The following is a 19195-nucleotide window of genomic DNA, read 5'->3' on the forward strand; positions in this document are numbered from 1 at the left end:
CGAACATGGCCACCGCACCCGTGCTCAACCAGACCACCACCGGCAAGATCAGCCAGGTCATCGGCGCCGTCGTCGACGTGACCTTCGAAGGCGAGCTGCCGGCCATTCTCACGGCACTTACCACCGACAACAACGGGCAGGAACTCGTCCTCGAGGTTGCGCAGCACCTCGGAGAGAACACTGTCCGCTGCATCGCGATGGACGGCACCGACGGTCTTACCCGCGGCCAGGACGTGATCAACACCGGCAGCCAGATCACGGTGCCTGTCGGTCCGGAAACGCTCGGCCGCATTCTCAATGTTGTCGGCGCCCCGATCGACGAAAGAGGCCCGGTCAACGCGCAGCTTTCCGCTCCGATCCACGCCGAGGCCCCTGCCTTCATCGACCAGTCCACCGAAGCCGAGATCCTCGTCACCGGCATCAAGGTCATCGACCTGCTCGCCCCTTACGCGAAGGGCGGCAAGATCGGCCTGTTCGGTGGTGCGGGCGTCGGCAAGACCGTGCTTATCCAGGAACTGATCAACAACATCGCGAAGGGCCACGGCGGCGTGTCGGTGTTCGCAGGCGTTGGTGAGCGTACCCGCGAGGGCAACGACCTTTACCACGAGTTCCTCGATGCCGGCGTCATCGCCAAGGACGCCGAGGGCAACGCGACTTCCGAAGGATCGAAGGTTGCGCTGGTCTTCGGCCAGATGAACGAGCCTCCGGGCGCGCGCGCGCGCGTCGCGCTCTCCGGCCTGACCATGGCCGAGTACTTCCGCGACCAGGAGGGCCAGGACGTGCTCTTCTTCGTCGACAACATCTTCCGCTTCACGCAGGCGGGCGCGGAGGTTTCGGCGCTGCTCGGTCGTATTCCTTCCGCCGTGGGCTATCAGCCGACCCTGTCGACCGACATGGGCCAGCTGCAGGAACGCATCACCTCGACGACCGAGGGCTCGATCACCTCGGTGCAGGCCATCTACGTGCCGGCCGACGACCTTACCGACCCGGCACCTGCCACCTCGTTCGCCCACCTCGATGCGACGACCACGCTGAGCCGCGCGATTTCCGAACTCGGCATCTATCCGGCGGTCGATCCGCTCGATTCCACGAGCCGCGTGCTCGAGCCGCGCGTCGTCGGCAACGAACACTACGAGACGGCTCGCGAAGTTCAGGAGACGCTGCAGAAATACAAGTCGCTGCAGGACATCATCGCCATTCTCGGCATGGACGAGCTCTCAGAAGAGGACAAGCTGACCGTCGCGCGCGCGCGCAAGATCCAGCGCTTCCTCTCGCAGCCGTTCCACGTGGCCGAGGTCTTCACCGGCATTCCGGGCAAGTTCGTCCAGCTCGAGGACACGATCAAGTCGTTCAAGGCGGTCGTCGATGGCGAGTACGACCACCTGCCCGAATCGGCGTTCTACATGGTCGGCGGCATCGACGAAGCGGTCGAAAAGGCCAAGAAGCTCGCCGACGAAGCCTGATTACCGGGGATAACGACACGATGGCATTGCATTTCGAACTCGTCACGCCGGCCAGGCTCGTTCGTTCGGAGGACGTCCACATGGTGGTTGTTCCCGGCGCCGAGGGCGAGTTCGGCGTGCTCGACGGCCACGCGCCCTTCATGTCCACGATCCGCGACGGCGCGCTCAAGGTCTACAAGACCGAGAACGGTGCGCCCGAGGAAATCCAGGTCCAGGGCGGCTTCGCAGAAGTCAGCGCCAGCGGGCTGACCGTTCTGGCAGAGCAGGTCGAAGGCTGACAGTCGTCAGATTGTGAATTCGGGAGGCGTCGTCCGGAAGCGGACGGCGCCTTTATTCGTTTCCGGTTTGGCAAGATTTGCCGCCTATTAACCATTCCCGGACGAGCCGATCCGGCTCCGGGGGGTTAAGGAATTTGGCAGGCACGGCCGCCATATCGAGCGACGGGCGCGGCGGTCTCCGGCATGCACGGCTCCCGTCCGATCGCGCGAGCGCCTGGCGCGCCTGGGCCGCTGTCTGGTTCCTTGCCTTCGCGATCCTCACCCGGCTGTGGACGTTGGGCGATCTTTCCTACCAGGAGGACGAGCTTCTGTTCTTCCTCGTCGGGCAGCGGATGCATGATGGCATGCTCCCCTACGTCGACCTGTGGGATCGGAAGCCACCCGGGCTTTTTGCGTTCTTCTACCTGCTGGCTGCGATATCGTCCTCGATCTCCGTCGTTCATGTCGCCGCGTCGCTGAGCGTTGCCGCGACCGGCTATGTGATTGCCCTGCTGGCGCGCGAGTTCGCTTCGGCGTTCGGCGCTGTTGCAGCAGGTACGGTCTATGCAGCCGCGATCCTGCAATTCGGCGGCGCCGGAGGCCAGGCGGCAGTCTTCTACAACCTCGCCATCGCGATCTCGGCGCTTCTGGTGCTTCGCAAGAGCGGCGAACTCCGCCGTGGTCGGATCGATCACGCATGCTATCTGGCGATGGTGCTCGCCGGGATCGCGATCTCCTTCAAGCAGACCGCGATATTCGAAGGCGGCTTTCTCGGCCTCTACATCCTGTGGCTACTGCGCTCCTCCGGCTTCTCGGCAGCAAGCCTCGTGAAGCGCGGAGCAAGGCTCGCGCTCGCCGGGGCGTTGCCGATGCTGGCCTTCACACTGTTCTTTGCGCTCCAAGGTCATTTCGCGGAGTTCTGGCACGCGATGGTGACGGCCAACCTTGCAAAGCAATACGACGCGGGCGGGAACTGGACCGGGAGGCTGGCGATCTTCGCGATCGAGCTTGCGCCCTTGCTGGTCGTTGCCGTCCTGAGCCTGCACAGGCTCGGACAACTAGCACACCCGCAATTTCCTTTCCTTTACGGCTGGCTGGCTGCGGCTGCGGCGGGTTTTCTCGCGGTACCCAACCTGATCGACCATTATGTCCTGCCGCTTCTGGTCCCGCTTTCCCTCGCCGGCGCCGCATTTTTCTCGCGCCGTATGGTCGGGCCGACGGTAGCTGCGGGGCTGATAGCTCTCTACCTATCCGCCGTTCCCGTCACCGATTTCGGTCGCGGATTCCGCTCCGCCAGTGAAATGACAGCGCTTGCGGCCCGCATCGAAGCAGCCGATCCCGCGCCCCGGTTGCTCGTTTTCGATGGTCCGGTCTACCTCTACCAGCTGACCGGCTCCCACCCCGTATCGCCGCTGATCTTCCCGCTGCACACCAATTACCTTCCCGAGCGAAACGTCAGCCATGTCGATACGGCGACCGCGTTTCAAAGTATGCTGGCCGCCCGTCCGACGACCGTTGTCTGGAGGAAGCGCGAGGGAGCCGACCTTTACAATCCCGAGACGATGGCCCTTGTGCGCGCATATATCTCGGCGCGGTGCCGGGTCTCTTTCGACCACCGCTTGCAGGACTTGCGGGGACCGTATGAAATCACGGTCCACACCGGGTGTGGACGCTCGGAAGGAAAGACCGGATGACCGCCGCTGCACAGGACATCGCTGTGGATCGTCAGTCCGGCTTCGACCTGGGCGCTGCCGTTTCGCGGGCGTTCGCGTCGCGCGCGGCGCAGTTCGCACTGTTCCTGCTCGCCTCTCTGGCGACGCGCGTCGCGATGTTCGGCGATACAAATTACCACAGCGACGAGCTGCTGTACTTCACGATCGGCCAGCGCATGCACGAAGGGCTGCTACCCTACGTCGACATGTGGGATCGCAAGGGGCCCGGCCTGTTCCTGACCTACGCGGGTATCGCCGCCTTCTCGTCCGCAGTCGTCGCGTACCAGTTCGCGGCGGCCCTGTTCGCGGCGACGACCGCATTCGTCGTCAACATGATCGCGGAGCGGTCCGCAGGCCGGGTCGGGGCCATACTCGCGGGCCTTCTATACCTCGCGATGCTGCCGCTGTTCGGTGGCGGGGGTGGACAGGCGCCGGTTTTTTACAATCTGTTCGTAGCCCTCTCCGCACTCGGCGTAATGAGCGGTATCGGAGACTTGCGAGAAGGCAGGATCCCGCCACGCGTCTGGCTTTCGATGGCGAGCGCAGGATTCGCGATCACCTTCAAGCTGACTGCCGCCGTCGAAGGCGTGTTTCTGGGCTGTTTTGTCCTTTGGCAGCTAAGCCGCGCCGTCTCACCTGCCGCGCTGTTCAGGTCCGGGTTTCGGCTTGCCGCGGCCGGCGCCGCACCGATGGTCCTGTTTGCGCTCTTTTATGCAGGTATCGGGCATTTCGCCGAGTTCTGGCACGCTCTGGTCACCTCGAACCTCGACAAGGCCTACGATGCCGACAATGACGCGGCGGCAAGATTACGCGCTCTCGCCATCATAGCCAGCCCGGCGCTGCTCCCGGCCATCGCCCGGCTTGCGCTGCTGCGCAACGCGCCGTACCGGCCGTTTCTCGCCGGGTGGCTGGCAGCCGCGTTCGTGGGCTTTGCCTTGGTGCCGAACTACATCGATCATTATGCGCTGCCCCTCATGCTGCCGCTGGCGGTCATGGCAGCGCCTGCGCTGGAATGGCGCAGGGCCGGACCGGTCTTTGCGATATTCGTCATCGTCTTTGCATGGATGGTCGGACCGACGCACGACTTTGCAAAGCATCGCGAATCCCGTGCCGCGATGGCGCGGATCGTGGACGAAATTCGCGCCCGCGACGCGGCCCCTCGGCTGTTCGTCTACCAGGGACCGAATTACCTCAATACGCTCGCCGGCTCCCATCCGCCGAGTCCGCTCACCTTTCCCGCGCACCTGTTTCACCGCCCCGAGAACGACGTCAGCCATCTCGACACGGGCGAGGAAACGGACCGCATCCTTGACTGGCGTCCGAGCGTCGTCATCAAGGCGGCCGAGTTTCCGGAGGGCGCGCTGAACCTTGAAACCTCGCGGAAAGTGAACGCCTACGTCGAAGGTTGCCGGCTATGGTTTACGCGAGAGGTAATCGACTACTACTCGCGCTACGACGTGCAAATCTATGGCGATTGCGCAAAAGGCAGGGACTAGCGCCTGGGCCTGGCGGTACGCGAATGAAAGTCCGGCGGTCGCTTCGCAATCCATTTCAGGAAGCGCTCGATAGCAGGCTGTCTGCGCACAAAGGCCGCATCGCCTCCGAATCTCGCCAGTTCCGCATTGCTGAAATTCGCATGGAGCCTCCGGTGACAGATCGGATGCACCGGCACCGTCTCGCGCCCCTTGCGGCTCTTGGGAACCGGATGGTGCCATTCGATCCTGAGGCCGAGCGGCCGCTCGCAGAGCCAGCAGGTGGCGGCATCGGGCTTTTCCGACATGGCTACTCCGTAGGCTTGCTGCGCCCGTCCCATTAGGGAGTTATCAAAGTTTCAACCTTATCAAAGCCCTTCGAACCAGGGCGTTGCATCGTGCATCGTTGCGAAGCGGCGCCGGTACCGACGAGAAGGCAGGTCTCAAGATGAGTGCATTCGGGCGACGCAACGGCGTGGGCGGCATGGGAGCGGGCGCGCGTCCGGCATTCGGCGTCGCCCGGCCCATGAAGGGCGGCTCGCAACCGGAAGCACCCGCCGCCAAGCCTCCGGTCCCGGGCGACCAGTTCCCGCCGATTCCCGGTGCCGGAACCGATCAGGAAGAGGCGATGCCGCCGATCCTGTCGGATGCGATGACCCGACTGCACGACCGCGCCAATGCCGTGCACGAGGATCTGAGCGAGCAATCGGGATTCGAAGCCTCGGTCCACAAGATCAAGGAACAGGTCCTCCCGCGCCTGCTCGAACGCGTCGATCCCGAAGCGGCGGCGACCCTGACCAAGGAAGAGCTGTCCGAAGAATTCCGGCCGATCATCATGGAGGTGCTCGCCGAGCTCAAGATCACCTTCAACCGGCGCGAGCAGTTCGCTCTGGAAAAGGTGCTGATCGACGAACTGCTCGGCTTCGGGCCGCTGGAGGAGTTGCTCAACGACCCCGACGTGTCGGACATCATGGTCAACGGACCCGACCAGACCTACGTCGAAAAGAAGGGCAAGCTGCAGGTCTCGACCATCAAGTTCCGCGACGAACAGCACCTGTTCCAGATCGCGCAGCGGATCGTGAACCAGGTCGGCCGCCGCGTCGACCAGACCACGCCCCTCGCCGACGCTCGCCTCAAGGACGGCAGCCGCGTCAACGTGATCGTCCCCCCGCTCTCGCTGCGCGGCACGGCGATCTCCATTCGTAAGTTCTCCGAAAAGCCGATTACCCTCGACATGCTCAAGGACTTCGGCTCGATGAACGAGAAGATGTGCACGGCGCTCAAGATCGCGGGTGCGTGCCGGATGAATGTCGTCATCTCGGGCGGTACCGGTTCGGGTAAGACGACCATGCTCAACGCCCTGTCGAAGATGATCGATCCGGGCGAGCGCGTGCTGACCATCGAGGACGCGGCCGAACTCCGGCTGCAACAACCGCACTGGCTGCCGCTCGAAACGCGGCCTCCGAACCTCGAGGGCCAGGGCGCAATCACCATCGGCGACCTCGTCAAGAACGCCCTGCGTATGCGGCCCGACCGCATCATCCTCGGCGAGATTCGCGGCGCCGAATGCTTCGACCTCCTCGCCGCGATGAACACCGGCCACGATGGTTCGATGTGTACGCTTCACGCCAACAGCCCGCGCGAATGCCTCGGTCGTATGGAAAACATGATCCTGATGGGCGACATCAAGATCCCGAAGGAAGCCATCAGCCGCCAGATCGCCGAATCGGTCGACCTCATCGTCCAGGTGAAGCGCCTTCGCGACGGTTCGCGTCGCACGACCAACATCACCGAGGTGATCGGGATGGAAGGCGAAGTGATCGTGACGCAGGAACTGTTCAAGTTCGAATACCTGGACGAAACCGAAGACGGCAAGATCCTCGGCGAGTTCCGCGCATCGGGCCTGCGTCCCTACACGCTGGAAAAGGCCCGCCAGTTCGGCTTCGACCAGGCCTACCTGGAAGCCTGCCTCTGACGCATTAGCCGGCGAACCACGCCCGCGCCGCAAGTCCGAGGAACACGCTCGCGATCAGGAGCGCGAGCATGAAGATCCCCGTCCAGGGCATGAACCCCACCGCATCGGGATTGCGACGACGCGTGCGTCGGCGGTCGGCGCTCCATGCGATGACGGCCACGACCGCGGCGATAATGCCCGCCGTGACGAATCCTGTCGGCAACTCGTTCATGCGCGCCCCTTGCCCCCGGCGAGCGTCAAGTTAAAGCCGTCTAGTGTCAGAATCAGAGCATCCGCTGCTGGGCATTGTGCTCCGCCTCGTCGCAATGGTGCTGATCGCTTCGCTGATGACGCTCGTGAAGATGGCAGGCGACCGCGGGATTGCATTGCCCGAGGTCATGTTCTGGCGACAGGCAGTGACCGTTCCGCTATTGCTCGCCTGGCTTATGGCGACAGGCGGAATTGCCCGGTTGCGGACGCGCCGGATGTCGAGCCATGCCATCCGCGCGACGACCGGCATGACCGCCATGCTCTGCAGTTTCGGCGCGGTCACGTTGCTCCCCCTCGCGGAAGCCACGACCCTCGGCTTCACGACCCCGCTGTTCGCGGTCGTGCTGACCGCCCTCTTCGTTCGCGAGCATGTCGGGCCGTGGCGCTGGGCGGCAGTCATACTCGGCTTCGTCGGAGTGCTTGTCATCACGCAGCCGGGGAATGCCGAAGTGATCTCGCCGCTCGGCACAGCGGCGGGACTGGCTGCCGGTTTCCTGGTCGCGGTGGTGAGTTTCCAGATTCGCGATCTCGCCCAGAGCGACGATGCGCTCGCCTGCGTCTTCTGGTTCGCCGTGTTCGGAGCGCTTTTCACGGCCCTGGTCCTGCCGGTCTACGCCACCGCGCACGATCTGGAAGGCTGGCTCATCCTCATGGGTGTCGGCACTGTCGGCACGTTCGCCCAGTTCGTGATGACGCTTGCCCTGCGTTACGGCACGGTGGCGACCGTGATCGTCATGGACTACTCGCTGCTTATCTGGACCACGCTCTCGGGGTGGCTGGTCTGGGACCAGTTGCCGACGCCCTGGACGATCGTGGGCGCGCCGGTCATCATCGTGGCGGGAGGCATAATCGCATGGCGGCAGAACCTGTTGCGCAAGGCTGCAATCGTCGCGAATGCCCAGGAACTCGACTGAGTCGCAACGCGCGGAACCCGGCACCCAATGAAGCGTTTCCGGGAGCGCAGCCGCATGCGGCTGTGTTGCAAAGGAAGCAGTTGATGATCAAGAAAGTCCTATTGGCGCTCGCTGCGGGAAGCATCGTCCTGTCGGCATCGGCCTGCAACACCGTTCGCGGTGCCGGGCAGGACCTCGAATCCGCCGCCAACGAGGTGGACGAGGAAATCTGAACCGCCTTGCGGAAGGACGGGCCTCGCCGCGCCCGTCCGACCGGCCTACTGACCGCCCAACTCGCTCGGCGCGCCTTGCCCCGACGGACCGGGTTCGCCCTTCCAGACCAGAACAGGCTTGCGGGCCGCCTGCGTTTCGTCGAGCCGGCGGCGCGGCGCAAAGTGGGGCGCGCTCTTGAGGCTGTCGTCGCCATTCCGGGCACGCTCGGCTACCGAGCGCAGGCTTTCGATGAAGCGGTCGAGGCCGACGCGGCTTTCCGTTTCGGTGGGCTCCACCAGCATTGCGCCCTTCACCACAAGCGGGAAATAGACGGTCATGGGGTGAAAGCCCTCGTCGATCAGGCCCTTTGCAATATCGAGGGTCGAGAAACCCTCGGCCAGCCCCGCCTCGCCGAACAGGGCCTCATGCATGCACGGGCCGCTGCCGGCGTAGGGCGCCTGCAGAACGTCCTCGCAACGGCGCAGGACGTAGTTCGCGTTGAGCACAGCGTCCTCCGCGACCTGACGCAAGCCATCCGCACCGTGGCTCAGCATGTAGGCGAGCGCGCGCGTGAACATGCCCATCTGCCCGTTGAAAGCCGCCATGCGCCCGAAACTGTGCGGATGGTCTGTTGCGCCGTCCTCTTCCTCCACGAGGTACGGAGCGCCTCCGGCATCGCGCATTACGAAGGGTAGCGGCGCGAAGGGAGCAAGCGCTTCGGACAGGACGACCGGGCCGGAGCCCGGCCCGCCGCCGCCATGCGGGGTCGAGAACGTCTTGTGCAGGTTGATGTGCATCGCATCGATGCCAAGGTCCCCGGGGCGGACCTTGCCGACGATCGCGTTGAAATTTGCGCCATCGCAGTAGACGTACCCGCCAGCCGCATGCACCGCCTCGCAGATTGCTCTCATGTCGCGTTCGAACAGGCCGCAGGTGTTGGGATTGGTGATCATCACTCCCGCAATGTCCGGCCCCAGGCGTGCCTTCAGGGCCTCCAGATCGACGCGGCCTTCGGGCGTCGCGGCAATGTCCTCGACCTCGTATCCGGCGAAGGCGGCGGTGGCCGGGTTCGTACCGTGGGCGCTTTCGGGAACGAGCACGACCGAACGTTGCTCGCCGTTCGCATCGTGCGCTGCCCGGATACACAGGAGGCCGCAGAGTTCGCCGTGCGCGCCTGCCTTGGGCGACATCGCGACCGAGGCCATGCCCGTCAGCGTCATCAGCCAGTCGGCAAGCTGCGCGATCACCTCGTAGGCGCCGCGCACCGTCTGCTGGGGCTGGAGCGGATGCACGTCGGCAAAGCCGGGCAGGCGCGCGATCTTCTCGTTGAGCCGGGGATTGTGCTTCATGGTACACGATCCCAGCGGGAACGGGCCAAGGTCGATCGCGTAGTTCTGCCGCGAAAGCCGCGTGTAGTGCCGCACCGTCTCCGGCTCGGTCAGGCCGGGCAGGTCGGGCGCGCCTTCGCGCAGGAACCTGCCGAGCCCGGCGATCGGCTCGACATTGGCATCGTCAAGATCGACTCCGCATTTCTCCGGCGATCCGATCTCGAAGCTCAGCGCTTCCTCGAGCATCAGGGCCCGGTCTCCGCTCCGGGTCGGAACGCTGGCCGCTTCGCCGGGTTCGCCCATCGCCGGACGCCAGCCTGACGGGTTGTGCGCGGTCATGCCAGTACTCCTTCAAGCGCCGATGCGAAGGTTTCGATGTCCTCGTCCGATACCGTCTCTGTCGCCGTGACGAGGAGACCCCGATGGAGTTCGTTCGCATCGGGATAGAGCCGTCCCAGCGAAACCCCGGCGAGCACACCGCGGTCGGCAAGCACGCGGACTGTTTCGCGCGCGTCCTGCGGCAGAATGATCGTCACCTCGTTGAAATAGGCATGGTTGAGGCAGGAAACGCCCTCGATCCGTTCGAGCCGGTCCACCAGCTTGCGCGCTCTGGCATGGTTGAGACGGGCGAGCCGCGCCAGCCCCCCTCCGCCCAGAAGGGTCATGTGAATACTGAAGGCCAGCGCACAGAGGCCTGAATTCGTGCAGATATTGCTCGTCGCCTTCTCGCGCCGGATATGTTGCTCGCGCGTAGACAGGGTCAGGACGAACCCGCGCTTGCCATCGGCATCGACGGTTTCCCCGCAGACACGTCCCGGCATCTGGCGGACGAACTTCTCTCGGCAGCCGAACAACCCGAGGTAGGGGCCGCCGAAACTGAGGCCAACGCCAAGAGACTGCCCCTCGCCCACCACGATGTCCGCGCCCAGCTTGCCCGGCGCCTCGATCAGGCCGAGCGCGACGGGTTCTGTTACCACGACGATCAGCAGGGCGCCTTTCGCATGCGCGGCGTCGGAGATGGCGGCAAGGTCGGGTACACGCCCGAGGATATCGGGATATTGCACGACAACCGATCCCGTTTCGTCGGAAATCGCCTCGATCAGGGCGGCATCGTCGGGTTCCGCATCGAGCACCGGCACACGGCTGTCGATCTCGTCCCGGGTGAAGCGCGCCATTGTGCGGATCGTCGAAACGTAATGCGGATGCAGCCCGCCCGACAGCACAACCCGGTCGCGCCTGGTAATCCGATCGGCCATCTGCACGGCTTCCCAGCAGGCCGTCGAGCCATCGTACATCGAGGCATTCGCGATGTCCGTGCCGAACAGCCGGGCGACCTGCGTCTGGAACTCGAAAAGGACCTGAAGCGTGCCCTGAGCGATCTCCGGCTGGTAGGGCGTATAGGCGGTAAGGAACTCGCCGCGCTGGATCAGGTGGTCGACGGTTGCCGGAACGTGGTGGCGATACGCGCCCGCGCCAATGAAGAACGGGGCCTCGCCGGCAGAGAGGTTCTGTCCGGCAAGCCGCGACATGTGCCGCTCGACCGCCATTTCGCTGGCGTGCAGCGGCAGTCCCTCTATCGGTTCGCCGAGCAGCAGGTCCTTCGGCACATCGACGAACAGATCATCGATCGCACCGGCGCCCACCGCGGCAAGCATTTCGGCACGGTCGGTCTCGGTCAGGGGCAGGTAGCGCATTGATCAGAGCGTTCCGACGTAGTTGTCGTAGGCTTCGCGATCCATGAGCGCGTCGAGTTCGCCCGTTTCGGTGAGCTTCACCTTGAACAGCCAGCCTTCGGCCTCTGCGTCGGTATTGACCAGCTCCGGCTGGTCCTCGAGCGCGGCGTTACTCTCGCTAACTTCGCCGGTAACGGGCGTGTAGACATCGGACGCGGCCTTGACCGAATCGACGACCGAAACCGCATCGCCTTTCTTCACACCTTTCCCTGCTTCGGGAAGCTCGACAAACGTGATGTCGCCGAGCTGATGCTGGGCGTAGTCGGTAATGCCGACGGTCCCGGTATCCCCGTCGACGTCGATCCACTCGTGATCCTTGGTGAAATAGCGGCTCATCGATTGCTCCTCAGCGATGATAGCGATGGGGTACGAAAGGCATGGGTGTGACCGTCGCGCTAAGCTCGCGACCGCGCATCTCGACGCAGAGGGCTGTTCCCTCCTCCGCCAGCGCGGAATCGACGTAGGCCATCGCGATCGGCCGTTCGAGGCTGGGCGAATAGCCACCGGACGTGACGGTTCCGACGTTGTCTTGCCCCGAAAGAACCGGCGCGCCCTCGCGGGCCGCCATCTTTCCGTCGAGCAGCAGGCCGACGCGTTTGCGCGGCGTTCCCTTTTCCAGCAACGGCAGCACCGCGTCGGCACCTAGGAAGCCACCCTCCGCGCGCCGCCGCTTCGATATGGCGAATGCAAGGTCGGCACTGACCGGATCGTTCTGTTCGGTCAGGTCGTGCCCGTAGAGCGGAAGCCCCGCCTCGAGCCGGAGCGAGTCGCGCGCTCCCAGCCCGACCGGCTTTACCTCGGGCAATGCAACCAGCGCGTCTGCGAGCCGCTCCGCGTGGCTTGCCGGCACGCCGATCTCGAAACCGTCTTCGCCGGTATAACCCGACCGGCCGACACCGACCATGACACCTTCCCATTCGAACCCGGTGCCGCGCATGAACACGAGCTGGTCCGCCACGCCGGGGAAAACGCGATCCAGCGCGGAATGCGCCGCAGGCCCCTGCAACGCCAGCAGCGCCCTGTCTTCGAGGTGGTTGAGCGTGAATTCGTCGGGCAGATGCTCGCGCAGGTGCCCGATATCGTCCCACTTGGTCGCGCCATTGACGACGAGGTAGTACGAGGCCTCGTCGTCGCTCGAGACATTCGTCACCATCAGGTCGTCGATGATGCCGCCCTCTTCGTTGAGCAGCAGAGAATAGCGCACGCGCCCCGGTTTCAGGGCGGAGATGTCGCCGGGCAAGACCGCTTCGAGAGCCTGCGCCGCGCCATCGCCGCTGACGATGAGCTGTCCCATGTGGCTGACATCGAACAGGCCGGCGTGCTCGCGCGTCCAGAGGTGTTCGGCGATGATGCCCTCGTACTGGACCGGCATCATGTACCCGGCGAATTCGACCATCCGCCCGCCGCGCTGGCGATGCCACTCAGAAAGCGGCAGCATCAGCGGCGCCTGCGGTTCGATGTCTTCGTCGGAATTGTCGTTCAAGGCATGGCTCCGCGACAGGAATGGTACACCGTTTCTGGTGCCCCCTCTGTCACGGAAGCCTGAGAGCTTTCCCCGGTTCCCTGAGTGAGGCCGGGTTACCCCTTCGGCGGCAGATTCCCGAAGGGCTCCTGCACTTTCCAGAGTATCGCTATCGACAGGCGCGGTCCCTTTGCCTGAGAGATTCCGGGGCGGTTGCTCCTTCGGCGCCCTGCGATCCGTTTACGGCGAATCGAAGGGACTCTCCCGCGCTATCAGCGATGCTTCGAAGATGGCTGCCGCCCATGGACAAGTCAAGCGAGCCCATGCTGCGACTGCGAAATTACCCCCCGGCTCGTCTGGCCGCCCGGATCAGGGCGTCGTGCTCATGCACGAAGCGCCCGGAGGCACGCTCCTTCGACAGCCCGATCATCGCAAGCGCGACGGTCGTCGCAGGGATCGAACGATACCGTCTGGCATTGCCGCGAAGGAGCAGGTCGGTGAACGGGCTGGCGATCCGCGCCACTCGCTCGAGCGGGCGCGATTCCGCGCGAGGGCCGCGCAAGAGCCCGGGGCGCAGAATGTCGAGCCGGCGGAAACCCATCTTCGCGAGCGCATCGTCGGTATCGCCCTTCGTACGCAGGTAGAAATTTCGCGAGCCAGTGTCGGCACCGACCGAGGACACCGCGATCATCCGATCAACGCTCGCCTCCATAGCCGCGCGCGCAACATCGAGAACCAGCTCGTGATCGACCGCCCGAAATGCCTGCTCGTCGCCATCCACCTTTCGGCGGGTCGTTCCGAGCGCGCTCACCAGGACGTCGGCACCGGCTTGCGCGATGGCCGAGGACCACTGCTCGGGCGGAGCGACGCGCATCTCCATGCGTGCTCCCGGCGGGAGCGCCGCTTCGCGCCGGGAGACGGCCACGATGCGAACATCGTCGCGACCCACGGCAATGCGCAAAAGGCTCGAACCGACCAGCCCGGTCGCCCCGACAAGGCAGATGCGCAGCGGTTCTCCTGCGGAAGCCACGTCCTGCAAGCGCCTAGACGTTGCTGAGCGCGGCAGGGGTGGTGCCGAAGATTTCGGCGTGGCGGGACAAAGCGAACCGATCGGTCATCCCGGCGATGTAGTCGGCAATATGGCGCGACCGGTCCGGTTCGACGCGTGGCAGCCCGTCGATCCATTCCTCGTCCATCAGGACCGGCTCCTGCGAGTACGCGACATAGAGCTCGCCGACCACTTCGCGGGCGCGCCGGGCTGTCTCAACCTGCTCGGGATGGTAGTAGAGCTTGTCGTACATGAATTTCTTGAAGCGCCGTTCCTCGGCTTCGAGGGGCGGAGAGAACGCAGCCGTCGCCCGGTCGGCGCAGCGCACGTCATCGGCCGTTTCCATCCCGGCGCAGCGCTTTCGGGTTTCTCCGATGAGGTCGTTCACCATCATTCCGATCTGGCTGCGGATCAGTTCCCGCAGTTGCCGGTCGCGTGGCGCTCCCGGATAGCGACGCTCTACCTCGCGCCAGCGGTCGGCGACAAAGGCATGCGCGAGCAATTCGTCGAGATCGAGGAAACCGGCGCGCAAGCCGTCGTCGATGTCGTGATTGTCGTAGGCGATGTCGTCGGACAGCGCGGCGATCTGCGCTTCGAGCGATGGCCACGATTCCAACTCGAGCGGATAGCTCGCATCGAGAGCCTCGAGCGCCCAGTTGGGCCGGACCACCGGCCCGTTGTGCTTGGCAAGCCCCTCCAGCGTCTCCCAGGTCAGGTTGAGCCCGTCGTGCTCGCAGTACGGCGATTCGAGCCGCATGAGCACCCGCAGGCAGTGCGCATTGTGGTCGAAACCGCCGTGGCGGTGCATCGCATCGTTCAGCGCCGCTTCCCCGGCGTGCCCGAACGGGGCGTGGCCTATGTCGTGGGCGAGGGCCAGCGCCTCGGTCAGGTCCTCGTCGAGGCCCAGCGTGCGGGCGATGACGCGCGCGATCTGCGCGACTTCGAGGCTGTGGGTAAGGCGCACGCGATAATGATCGCCGTCGGGTGCGACGAAGACCTGGGTCTTGTAGCGAAGCCGGCGGAACGCGATCGAGTGGATGATCCGGTCGCGGTCTCGCTGGTAGTCGCTGCGCGGACCGCGCATGACGGCGTTCTCGAGCGGGAACTCGCGCCCGCGCGATCCGGCCGGATCCGAAGCGTATGCGGCGCGTGCCAAGTCAGGCCTGCTCCGTGATCCAGTCGACCGCCGCCTCGGCGTGAATCTTCGTGCCGTCGAATATCGGCAGCACGTTCGCATCGACGTCGACGATCATTTCAAGTTCGGTACAGCCGAGGACGACCGCATCGGCACCGTCCTGCGCGAGATTGGTCAGGATCGTCTTCAGCTCGCGCTCGGACTGGCGCGCCGCCTTTCCGAAGATCAGTTCCTCATAGATGATGCGGTCGAGCGTTTCGACGAAGTCCATCTGCGGCGGCAGCAGCTCGATGTCGTGGGCGATCAGCCGCTCGCGATAGAAGCTGTCGATCATCACGCTGCGTGTCCCGACGAGCGCCGCGCGGCGAGCCTTGGTCTGCGCCATTCTGCGCCCGACGCAGTCGGCGATGTGCAGCATCGGAACCGACACCGCCTCCGCCACGGTATCGAAGACCTTGTGCATGGAATTCGCGCCGATGATGATCGCCGTGGCACCCGCATCCTCGAGCCGCTTGGCCGACGCACTGAGTTCCTCGCCCGCCCGCTTCCAGTCCTCGGCGCTCGACAAGCGTACCAGACCCGAGAAATCGAGGCTCTCGATCAGCAGCGGCGCGCTGGTCCTGCGGTCGACGCGCCGTTGAACACCGCGGTTGATGTGTTCGTAGTAGGTACGGGTGGAATACCAGCTCAAGCCGCCGATCAGGCCGAGTTTGCGCAACGTGAACGTCCTTTCGCCTTGCCCCTGATTCCCCGCCTCTGGCGGCGCCGTATTGCAAAGGCGGCGCAGCCCGTCCAGCTTAGCGGGCCAATCCAGTCGTGCACAAGGCGCCGGAACTGGCGATTACCGAGAGCAACTCGGCATCGCCGACACGGCGCACCGCAGCGACGTAATCGGCGAGCGGGCGGCGTTCGCCGACAAACGTCTCGAGCGCCTCGAGCTTTCTCAGCTGCCCGATCGAAATCCTGTCCACCACTCGCCCGGCCATGCAGTCGGCATTGCGGTCGGACAGGCCGGCATCGACCAGCGCCGATCTCACCCTGCTTTCGGCGATCTTCTGGACGCAACCGGTCGCGGCGAGAGCGATCATCGCCGCGACCATGATCCGTTGCATCAGTCGGCCAGCGACTTGTTGATTTCCTCGACCATCTTCTTGGCGTCGGACAGCAGCATCATCGTCTGGTCCATGTAGAAGACGTCGTTGTCGACGCCCGCATAGCCCACGCCGCCCATCGAGCGCTTGATGAAGAAGATCGTCTTGGCCTTATCGACGTCGAACACCGGCATGCCGTAGATCGGCGAGGACTTGTCGGTGCGCGCTGCGGGATTGACCACGTCGTTCGCGCCGATGACGAAAGCCACGTCGGTCTGCGAGAACTCGCCGTTAATGTCTTCCAGCTCGAAAACCTCGTCGTAGGGGACGTTGGCTTCGGCAAGCAGCACGTTCATGTGGCCCGGCATTCGGCCAGCGACCGGGTGGATCGCGAACTTCACGGTCACGCCCTTTTCCTTGAGCAGGTCGGTCATCTCGCGAAGCACGTGCTGCGCCTGGGCGACAGCCATGCCGTAACCCGGGATGATGATGACCTGTTCGGCCTGGCTCATCATGAAGGCCGCGTCCTCGGCGGACCCGCGCTTCCACGGACGGTCGGTCTGCGCCGCCCCACCACCGCCGCCACCGCTGTCGGCTCCGAAGCCGCCGGCGATGACCGAGATGAAGCTGCGGTTCATCGCCCGACACATGATGTACGAAAGGATCGCGCCCGATGCACCGACGAGTGCGCCGGTGATGATCATCGCGGTGTTGTGCAGCGTGAAGCCCATCGCCGCCGCCGCCCAGCCCGAATAGCTGTTCAGCATCGAGACGACGACCGGCATGTCCGCGCCGCCGATCGGTATGATAAGCAGGAAGCCGATGACGAAGGCGAGGATCACGATGATCCAGAACATCGAGTTCTCGCCCGGACCCGCAGCATCGGATGCCGCGAACAGACCGGTCAGGACGATGATCGCCGCAAGCGTGCCGAGGTTGATGACATGGCGCGCGGGCAGCATGATCGGCGAGCCCGACATGTTGCCGTTGAGCTTGGCGAAGGCGATGACGGAACCGGAGAAGGTGATCGCGCCGATTGCTGCGCCCAGCGCCATCTCGATACGGCTGACCGCAAAGATGTTGCCGTCCGCGCCGAGGATGTCGAACGCTCCGGGATTGAAGAACGCGGCCATGGCCACGAGCACTGCTGCCAAACCGACAAGACTGTGGAATGCCGCGACGAGCTGCGGCATCGCCGTCATCGCGATACGGCGGGCGATCACGAAACCGATCCCGCCGCCGATGGCAACCGCGACCAGGATCTCGGGAAGGCTCGCGATCTCGTGCGTCACGAGCGTGGTCACAACGGCGATCAGCATGCCGATCATGCCGAAGCGGTTGCCCTGACGCGAGGTCGAGGGCGAGGACAGGCCCCGCAAGGCGAGAATGAACAGGACCCCGGAAACGAGGTAGGCCACGGCCACCCACGGGTTCACCGCGTGCACGGCCTCTGCGACGGCGCCGTAGTCGACGGCGCTCTCGACGGTAGCGGGCGCCATCACGACTTGCCCCCTTCCTTGGCCGGGCGTTCTTTCTTCTTGTACATCGCAAGCATGCGTTCGGTCACGGCAAAGCCGCCGAAGATGTTGACGCTGGCCAGCACCACACCGATCAGGCCCAGCCACTTGGCTGCGGGCACGCCCGCGGCCGCAGCGGCGATCAGCGCGCCGACGATGATGACCGAGGAGATGGCGTTGGTGACGGCCATAAGCGGCGTGTGCAGCGCCGGAGTGACCGACCAGACGACGTAGTAACCCACGAAGCAGGCGAGTACGAAGATCGACAGGATCGAAATGAAGTCCATTGGCTTTCCCCCCTCAGCCAAGCAGCCGTTCGTTGACGACCTTGCCGTCCTTCGTCAGGCGAATGGCATCGCCGATTTCCTCGTCGAGGATCGGCTTGCCGGCTTCCTTGTCCCAGAATGCGGACAGGAAATTGAACAGGTTGCGCGCGAAAAGCGCGGATGCGTCCGCCGCCAGGTGTGCCGGCGTGTTCGAAAAGCCGATGAGCTTTACGCCGTGCTTTTCGACCAGCTCGTCGGCCACGGAACCCTCGACATTGCCGCCCTGCGGAACGGCCAGGTCGAAGATCACGCTGCCCGGCTTCATCGACGCGATCTGCGCATCTGTGATGAGACGCGGCGCAGGCCGGCCCGGAATGAGCGCGGTGGTGATGACGATGTCCTGCTTGGCGATGTGCGAGGATACAAGTTCGGCCTGGGCCTTCTTGTATTCGTCGCTCATCTCGGTGGCGTAGCCTCCCGAACCCTCGCCCTCGATGCCCTCGACGTTCTCGACGAAGATCGGCTTGGCGCCGAGCGACTGGATCTGTTCCCTGGTTGCGGAGCGGACGTCGGTAGCCGAAACCTGCGCGCCGAGGCGCTTGGCGGTGGCGATGGCCTGCAGCCCGGCGACGCCGACGCCCATCACGAAGACTTTCGCGGCAGTCACGGTACCGGCAGCGGTCATCATCATCGGGAAGGCGCGGCCGTAGGTGTCGGCAGCGGCAAGCACCGCCTTGTAGCCCGAAAGGTTCGATTGCGAGGAGAGGATGTCCATCGACTGCGCGCGAGTGATGCGCGGCATGAATTCCATCGCCAGCGCCTCGTAGCCGCCCGACGCATAGGAATCGATGCGCTCGCGCCTGCCGAACGGATCGAGCCCGGCGACGATCCAGGCACCGGGCTTCGCTCCGGAAAGCTGGACCGGATCGGGACCCTGGACGCCCATCACGATGTCCGCGTCCTTCGCGACCGCGTCGGCGGACACGACATCCGCACCCGCCGCCGCGTACTCGGCATCGGACACCGAGGCGGTAAGCCCCGCGCCCTGCTCCACGGCCACGCTCGCGCCCAGGCCGATCAGCTTCTTAACCGTCTCCGGCGTTGCCGCGACCCTGGTTTCACCTGCCGTCCTCTCCTTGAGAACGGCAATCCTCTGTCCCCCCGCCATGCCGGATCAGGCGATCAGTGCGACGACGATAACGACGACGATCGCGCTGATGATCGTGCCCCACTTCACCATCACGGTGAAACCGCCATAGGTTTTCTCGGCAGCCTTCATGTCGTTTCCAGAAGCCATCTCAATCCTTCCCGTAAAGAGGGCCGAAGCCATCGTACCTGCCCTCTAGCTGCATCGCAGCAAGCGCTCAACCCTGCGACACTT

At 64.6% G+C, this 19195-nt stretch carries 21 protein-coding genes and 2 riboswitches; of the genes, 7 read left to right on the plus strand and 14 right to left on the minus strand.

What is annotated here, in order from left to right; all coding sequences use genetic code 11:
- Positions 1-5 precede the first annotated feature (5 nt).
- From atpD to FHS75_RS03470, 4 genes are all read left to right on the plus strand, one after another.
- Entirely contained in the window at positions 6-1463 is a 1458-nt protein-coding gene (gene atpD / locus FHS75_RS03455; RefSeq protein WP_179406305.1) for a F0F1 ATP synthase subunit beta, read from the plus strand.
- A 20-nt stretch (positions 1464-1483) separates the two neighbouring features.
- A complete protein-coding gene (locus FHS75_RS03460) occupies positions 1484-1741 on the plus strand; it encodes an ATP synthase F1 subunit epsilon (protein ID WP_179406306.1) in 258 nt (85 codons plus the stop codon).
- Between the two features lie 134 nt (positions 1742-1875).
- Complete coding sequence (locus FHS75_RS03465) at positions 1876-3414, plus strand: hypothetical protein (protein ID WP_179406307.1); 1539 nt, start codon at positions 1876-1878, stop codon at positions 3412-3414.
- A complete protein-coding gene (locus FHS75_RS03470) occupies positions 3411-4928 on the plus strand; it encodes an ArnT family glycosyltransferase (protein WP_179406308.1) in 1518 nt (505 codons plus the stop codon). The genes FHS75_RS03465 and FHS75_RS03470 overlap by 4 nt, the downstream gene beginning before the upstream one ends.
- Here FHS75_RS03470 and FHS75_RS03475 read toward each other — a convergent pair.
- Entirely contained in the window at positions 4925-5212 is a 288-nt protein-coding gene (locus FHS75_RS03475; RefSeq protein WP_179406309.1) for an HNH endonuclease, read from the minus strand. The two genes, FHS75_RS03470 and FHS75_RS03475, sit on opposite strands and share 4 nt — an antisense overlap.
- A 140-nt stretch (positions 5213-5352) precedes the next feature.
- Between FHS75_RS03475 and FHS75_RS03480 the strand changes: the two genes are divergently transcribed.
- A complete protein-coding gene (locus FHS75_RS03480; RefSeq protein WP_179406310.1) occupies positions 5353-6879 on the plus strand; it encodes a TadA family conjugal transfer-associated ATPase in 1527 nt (508 codons plus the stop codon).
- Between the two features lie 4 nt (positions 6880-6883).
- Here the strand turns inward: FHS75_RS03480 and FHS75_RS03485 are convergent, their stop codons facing one another.
- Complete coding sequence (locus tag FHS75_RS03485; RefSeq protein ID WP_179406311.1) at positions 6884-7090, minus strand: hypothetical protein; 207 nt, start codon at positions 7088-7090, stop codon at positions 6884-6886.
- A gap of 43 nt (positions 7091-7133) precedes the next feature.
- Between FHS75_RS03485 and FHS75_RS03490 the strand changes: the two genes are divergently transcribed.
- Entirely contained in the window at positions 7134-8042 is a 909-nt protein-coding gene (locus FHS75_RS03490) for a DMT family transporter (RefSeq protein WP_179406312.1), read from the plus strand.
- A gap of 83 nt (positions 8043-8125) precedes the next feature.
- Complete coding sequence (locus tag FHS75_RS18065) at positions 8126-8254, plus strand: hypothetical protein (RefSeq protein WP_268234532.1); 129 nt, start codon at positions 8126-8128, stop codon at positions 8252-8254.
- Between the two features lie 45 nt (positions 8255-8299).
- Here the strand turns inward: FHS75_RS18065 and gcvPB are convergent, their stop codons facing one another.
- From gcvPB to FHS75_RS03550, 12 genes are all read right to left on the minus strand, one after another.
- A complete protein-coding gene (gcvPB, locus tag FHS75_RS03495; RefSeq protein ID WP_179406313.1) occupies positions 8300-9901 on the minus strand; it encodes an aminomethyl-transferring glycine dehydrogenase subunit GcvPB in 1602 nt (533 codons plus the stop codon).
- Entirely contained in the window at positions 9898-11256 is a 1359-nt protein-coding gene (gcvPA, locus tag FHS75_RS03500) for an aminomethyl-transferring glycine dehydrogenase subunit GcvPA (RefSeq protein ID WP_179406314.1), read from the minus strand. Before gcvPA ends, gcvPB begins: the two co-directional genes overlap by 4 nt.
- A 3-nt stretch (positions 11257-11259) precedes the next feature.
- Positions 11260-11631 carry a glycine cleavage system protein GcvH gene (gene gcvH, locus FHS75_RS03505; protein WP_179406315.1) on the minus strand — a complete coding sequence of 124 codons (372 nt, stop codon included), beginning with the start codon at positions 11629-11631 and terminating at the stop codon, positions 11260-11262.
- Positions 11632-11641: 10 nt separating this feature from the next.
- Positions 11642-12778, minus strand: coding sequence for a glycine cleavage system aminomethyltransferase GcvT (gene gcvT, locus FHS75_RS03510; protein WP_229735476.1), 1137 nt, complete (start codon positions 12776-12778; stop codon positions 11642-11644).
- A gap of 36 nt (positions 12779-12814) precedes the next feature.
- A riboswitch (glycine riboswitch) is annotated at positions 12815-12929 on the minus strand.
- Positions 12930-13034, minus strand: a riboswitch (glycine riboswitch). It abuts the riboswitch before it with no gap.
- 63 nt (positions 13035-13097) lie between these two features.
- Complete coding sequence (locus FHS75_RS03515; protein ID WP_179406316.1) at positions 13098-13787, minus strand: NAD(P)H-binding protein; 690 nt, start codon at positions 13785-13787, stop codon at positions 13098-13100.
- A 13-nt stretch (positions 13788-13800) separates the two neighbouring features.
- A complete protein-coding gene (locus FHS75_RS03520) occupies positions 13801-14961 on the minus strand; it encodes a deoxyguanosinetriphosphate triphosphohydrolase (protein ID WP_179406317.1) in 1161 nt (386 codons plus the stop codon).
- A gap of 1 nt (position 14962) precedes the next feature.
- Positions 14963-15658 carry an aspartate/glutamate racemase family protein gene (locus tag FHS75_RS03525; protein ID WP_179406318.1) on the minus strand — a complete coding sequence of 232 codons (696 nt, stop codon included), beginning with the start codon at positions 15656-15658 and terminating at the stop codon, positions 14963-14965.
- 79 nt (positions 15659-15737) lie between these two features.
- The gene (locus tag FHS75_RS03530; RefSeq protein WP_179406319.1) at positions 15738-16052 is read right to left on the minus strand and encodes a hypothetical protein; all 315 of its coding nucleotides are present in this window, start codon (positions 16050-16052) and stop codon (positions 15738-15740) included.
- The gene (locus tag FHS75_RS03535) at positions 16052-17530 is read right to left on the minus strand and encodes an NAD(P)(+) transhydrogenase (Re/Si-specific) subunit beta (protein ID WP_179406560.1); all 1479 of its coding nucleotides are present in this window, start codon (positions 17528-17530) and stop codon (positions 16052-16054) included. Before FHS75_RS03535 ends, FHS75_RS03530 begins: the two co-directional genes overlap by 1 nt.
- A complete protein-coding gene (locus FHS75_RS03540) occupies positions 17530-17835 on the minus strand; it encodes an NAD(P) transhydrogenase subunit alpha part 2 (RefSeq protein ID WP_179406320.1) in 306 nt (101 codons plus the stop codon). The genes FHS75_RS03535 and FHS75_RS03540 overlap by 1 nt, the downstream gene beginning before the upstream one ends.
- Positions 17836-17848: 13 nt before the next feature.
- Complete coding sequence (locus FHS75_RS03545) at positions 17849-18982, minus strand: NAD(P) transhydrogenase subunit alpha (RefSeq protein WP_179406321.1); 1134 nt, start codon at positions 18980-18982, stop codon at positions 17849-17851.
- 6 nt (positions 18983-18988) lie between these two features.
- Positions 18989-19111: an aa3-type cytochrome c oxidase subunit IV gene (locus FHS75_RS03550; protein ID WP_179406322.1), complete on the minus strand. Its 123-nt coding sequence runs from the start codon at positions 19109-19111 to the stop codon at positions 18989-18991.
- Positions 19112-19195: the final 84 nt, after the last annotated feature.

Source organism: Novosphingobium marinum (genome assembly GCF_013408095.1).
Classification (GTDB): domain Bacteria; phylum Pseudomonadota; class Alphaproteobacteria; order Sphingomonadales; family Sphingomonadaceae; genus Novosphingobium; species Novosphingobium marinum.

Coding starts and splice junctions, on each gene's coding strand:
- FHS75_RS03540 (WP_179406320.1), bottom strand. CDS start 17,835: ATGGACTTCATTTCGATCCTGTCGATCTTCGTACTCGCCTGCTTCGTG.
- FHS75_RS03535 (WP_179406560.1), bottom strand. CDS start 17,530: ATGGCGCCCGCTACCGTCGAGAGCGCCGTCGACTACGGCGCCGTCGCA.
- gcvPA (WP_179406314.1), bottom strand. CDS start 11,256: ATGCGCTACCTGCCCCTGACCGAGACCGACCGTGCCGAAATGCTTGCC.
- FHS75_RS03470 (WP_179406308.1), top strand. CDS start 3,411: ATGACCGCCGCTGCACAGGACATCGCTGTGGATCGTCAGTCCGGCTTC.
- FHS75_RS03485 (WP_179406311.1), bottom strand. CDS start 7,090: ATGAACGAGTTGCCGACAGGATTCGTCACGGCGGGCATTATCGCCGCG.
- FHS75_RS03545 (WP_179406321.1), bottom strand. CDS start 18,982: ATGGCGGGGGGACAGAGGATTGCCGTTCTCAAGGAGAGGACGGCAGGT.
- FHS75_RS03460 (WP_179406306.1), top strand. CDS start 1,484: ATGGCATTGCATTTCGAACTCGTCACGCCGGCCAGGCTCGTTCGTTCG.
- FHS75_RS03475 (WP_179406309.1), bottom strand. CDS start 5,212: ATGTCGGAAAAGCCCGATGCCGCCACCTGCTGGCTCTGCGAGCGGCCG.
- gcvH (WP_179406315.1), bottom strand. CDS start 11,631: ATGAGCCGCTATTTCACCAAGGATCACGAGTGGATCGACGTCGACGGG.
- FHS75_RS03530 (WP_179406319.1), bottom strand. CDS start 16,052: ATGCAACGGATCATGGTCGCGGCGATGATCGCTCTCGCCGCGACCGGT.
- atpD (WP_179406305.1), top strand. CDS start 6: ATGGCCACCGCACCCGTGCTCAACCAGACCACCACCGGCAAGATCAGC.
- gcvPB (WP_179406313.1), bottom strand. CDS start 9,901: ATGACCGCGCACAACCCGTCAGGCTGGCGTCCGGCGATGGGCGAACCC.
- FHS75_RS03550 (WP_179406322.1), bottom strand. CDS start 19,111: ATGGCTTCTGGAAACGACATGAAGGCTGCCGAGAAAACCTATGGCGGT.
- FHS75_RS18065 (WP_268234532.1), top strand. CDS start 8,126: ATGATCAAGAAAGTCCTATTGGCGCTCGCTGCGGGAAGCATCGTCCTG.
- FHS75_RS03480 (WP_179406310.1), top strand. CDS start 5,353: ATGAGTGCATTCGGGCGACGCAACGGCGTGGGCGGCATGGGAGCGGGC.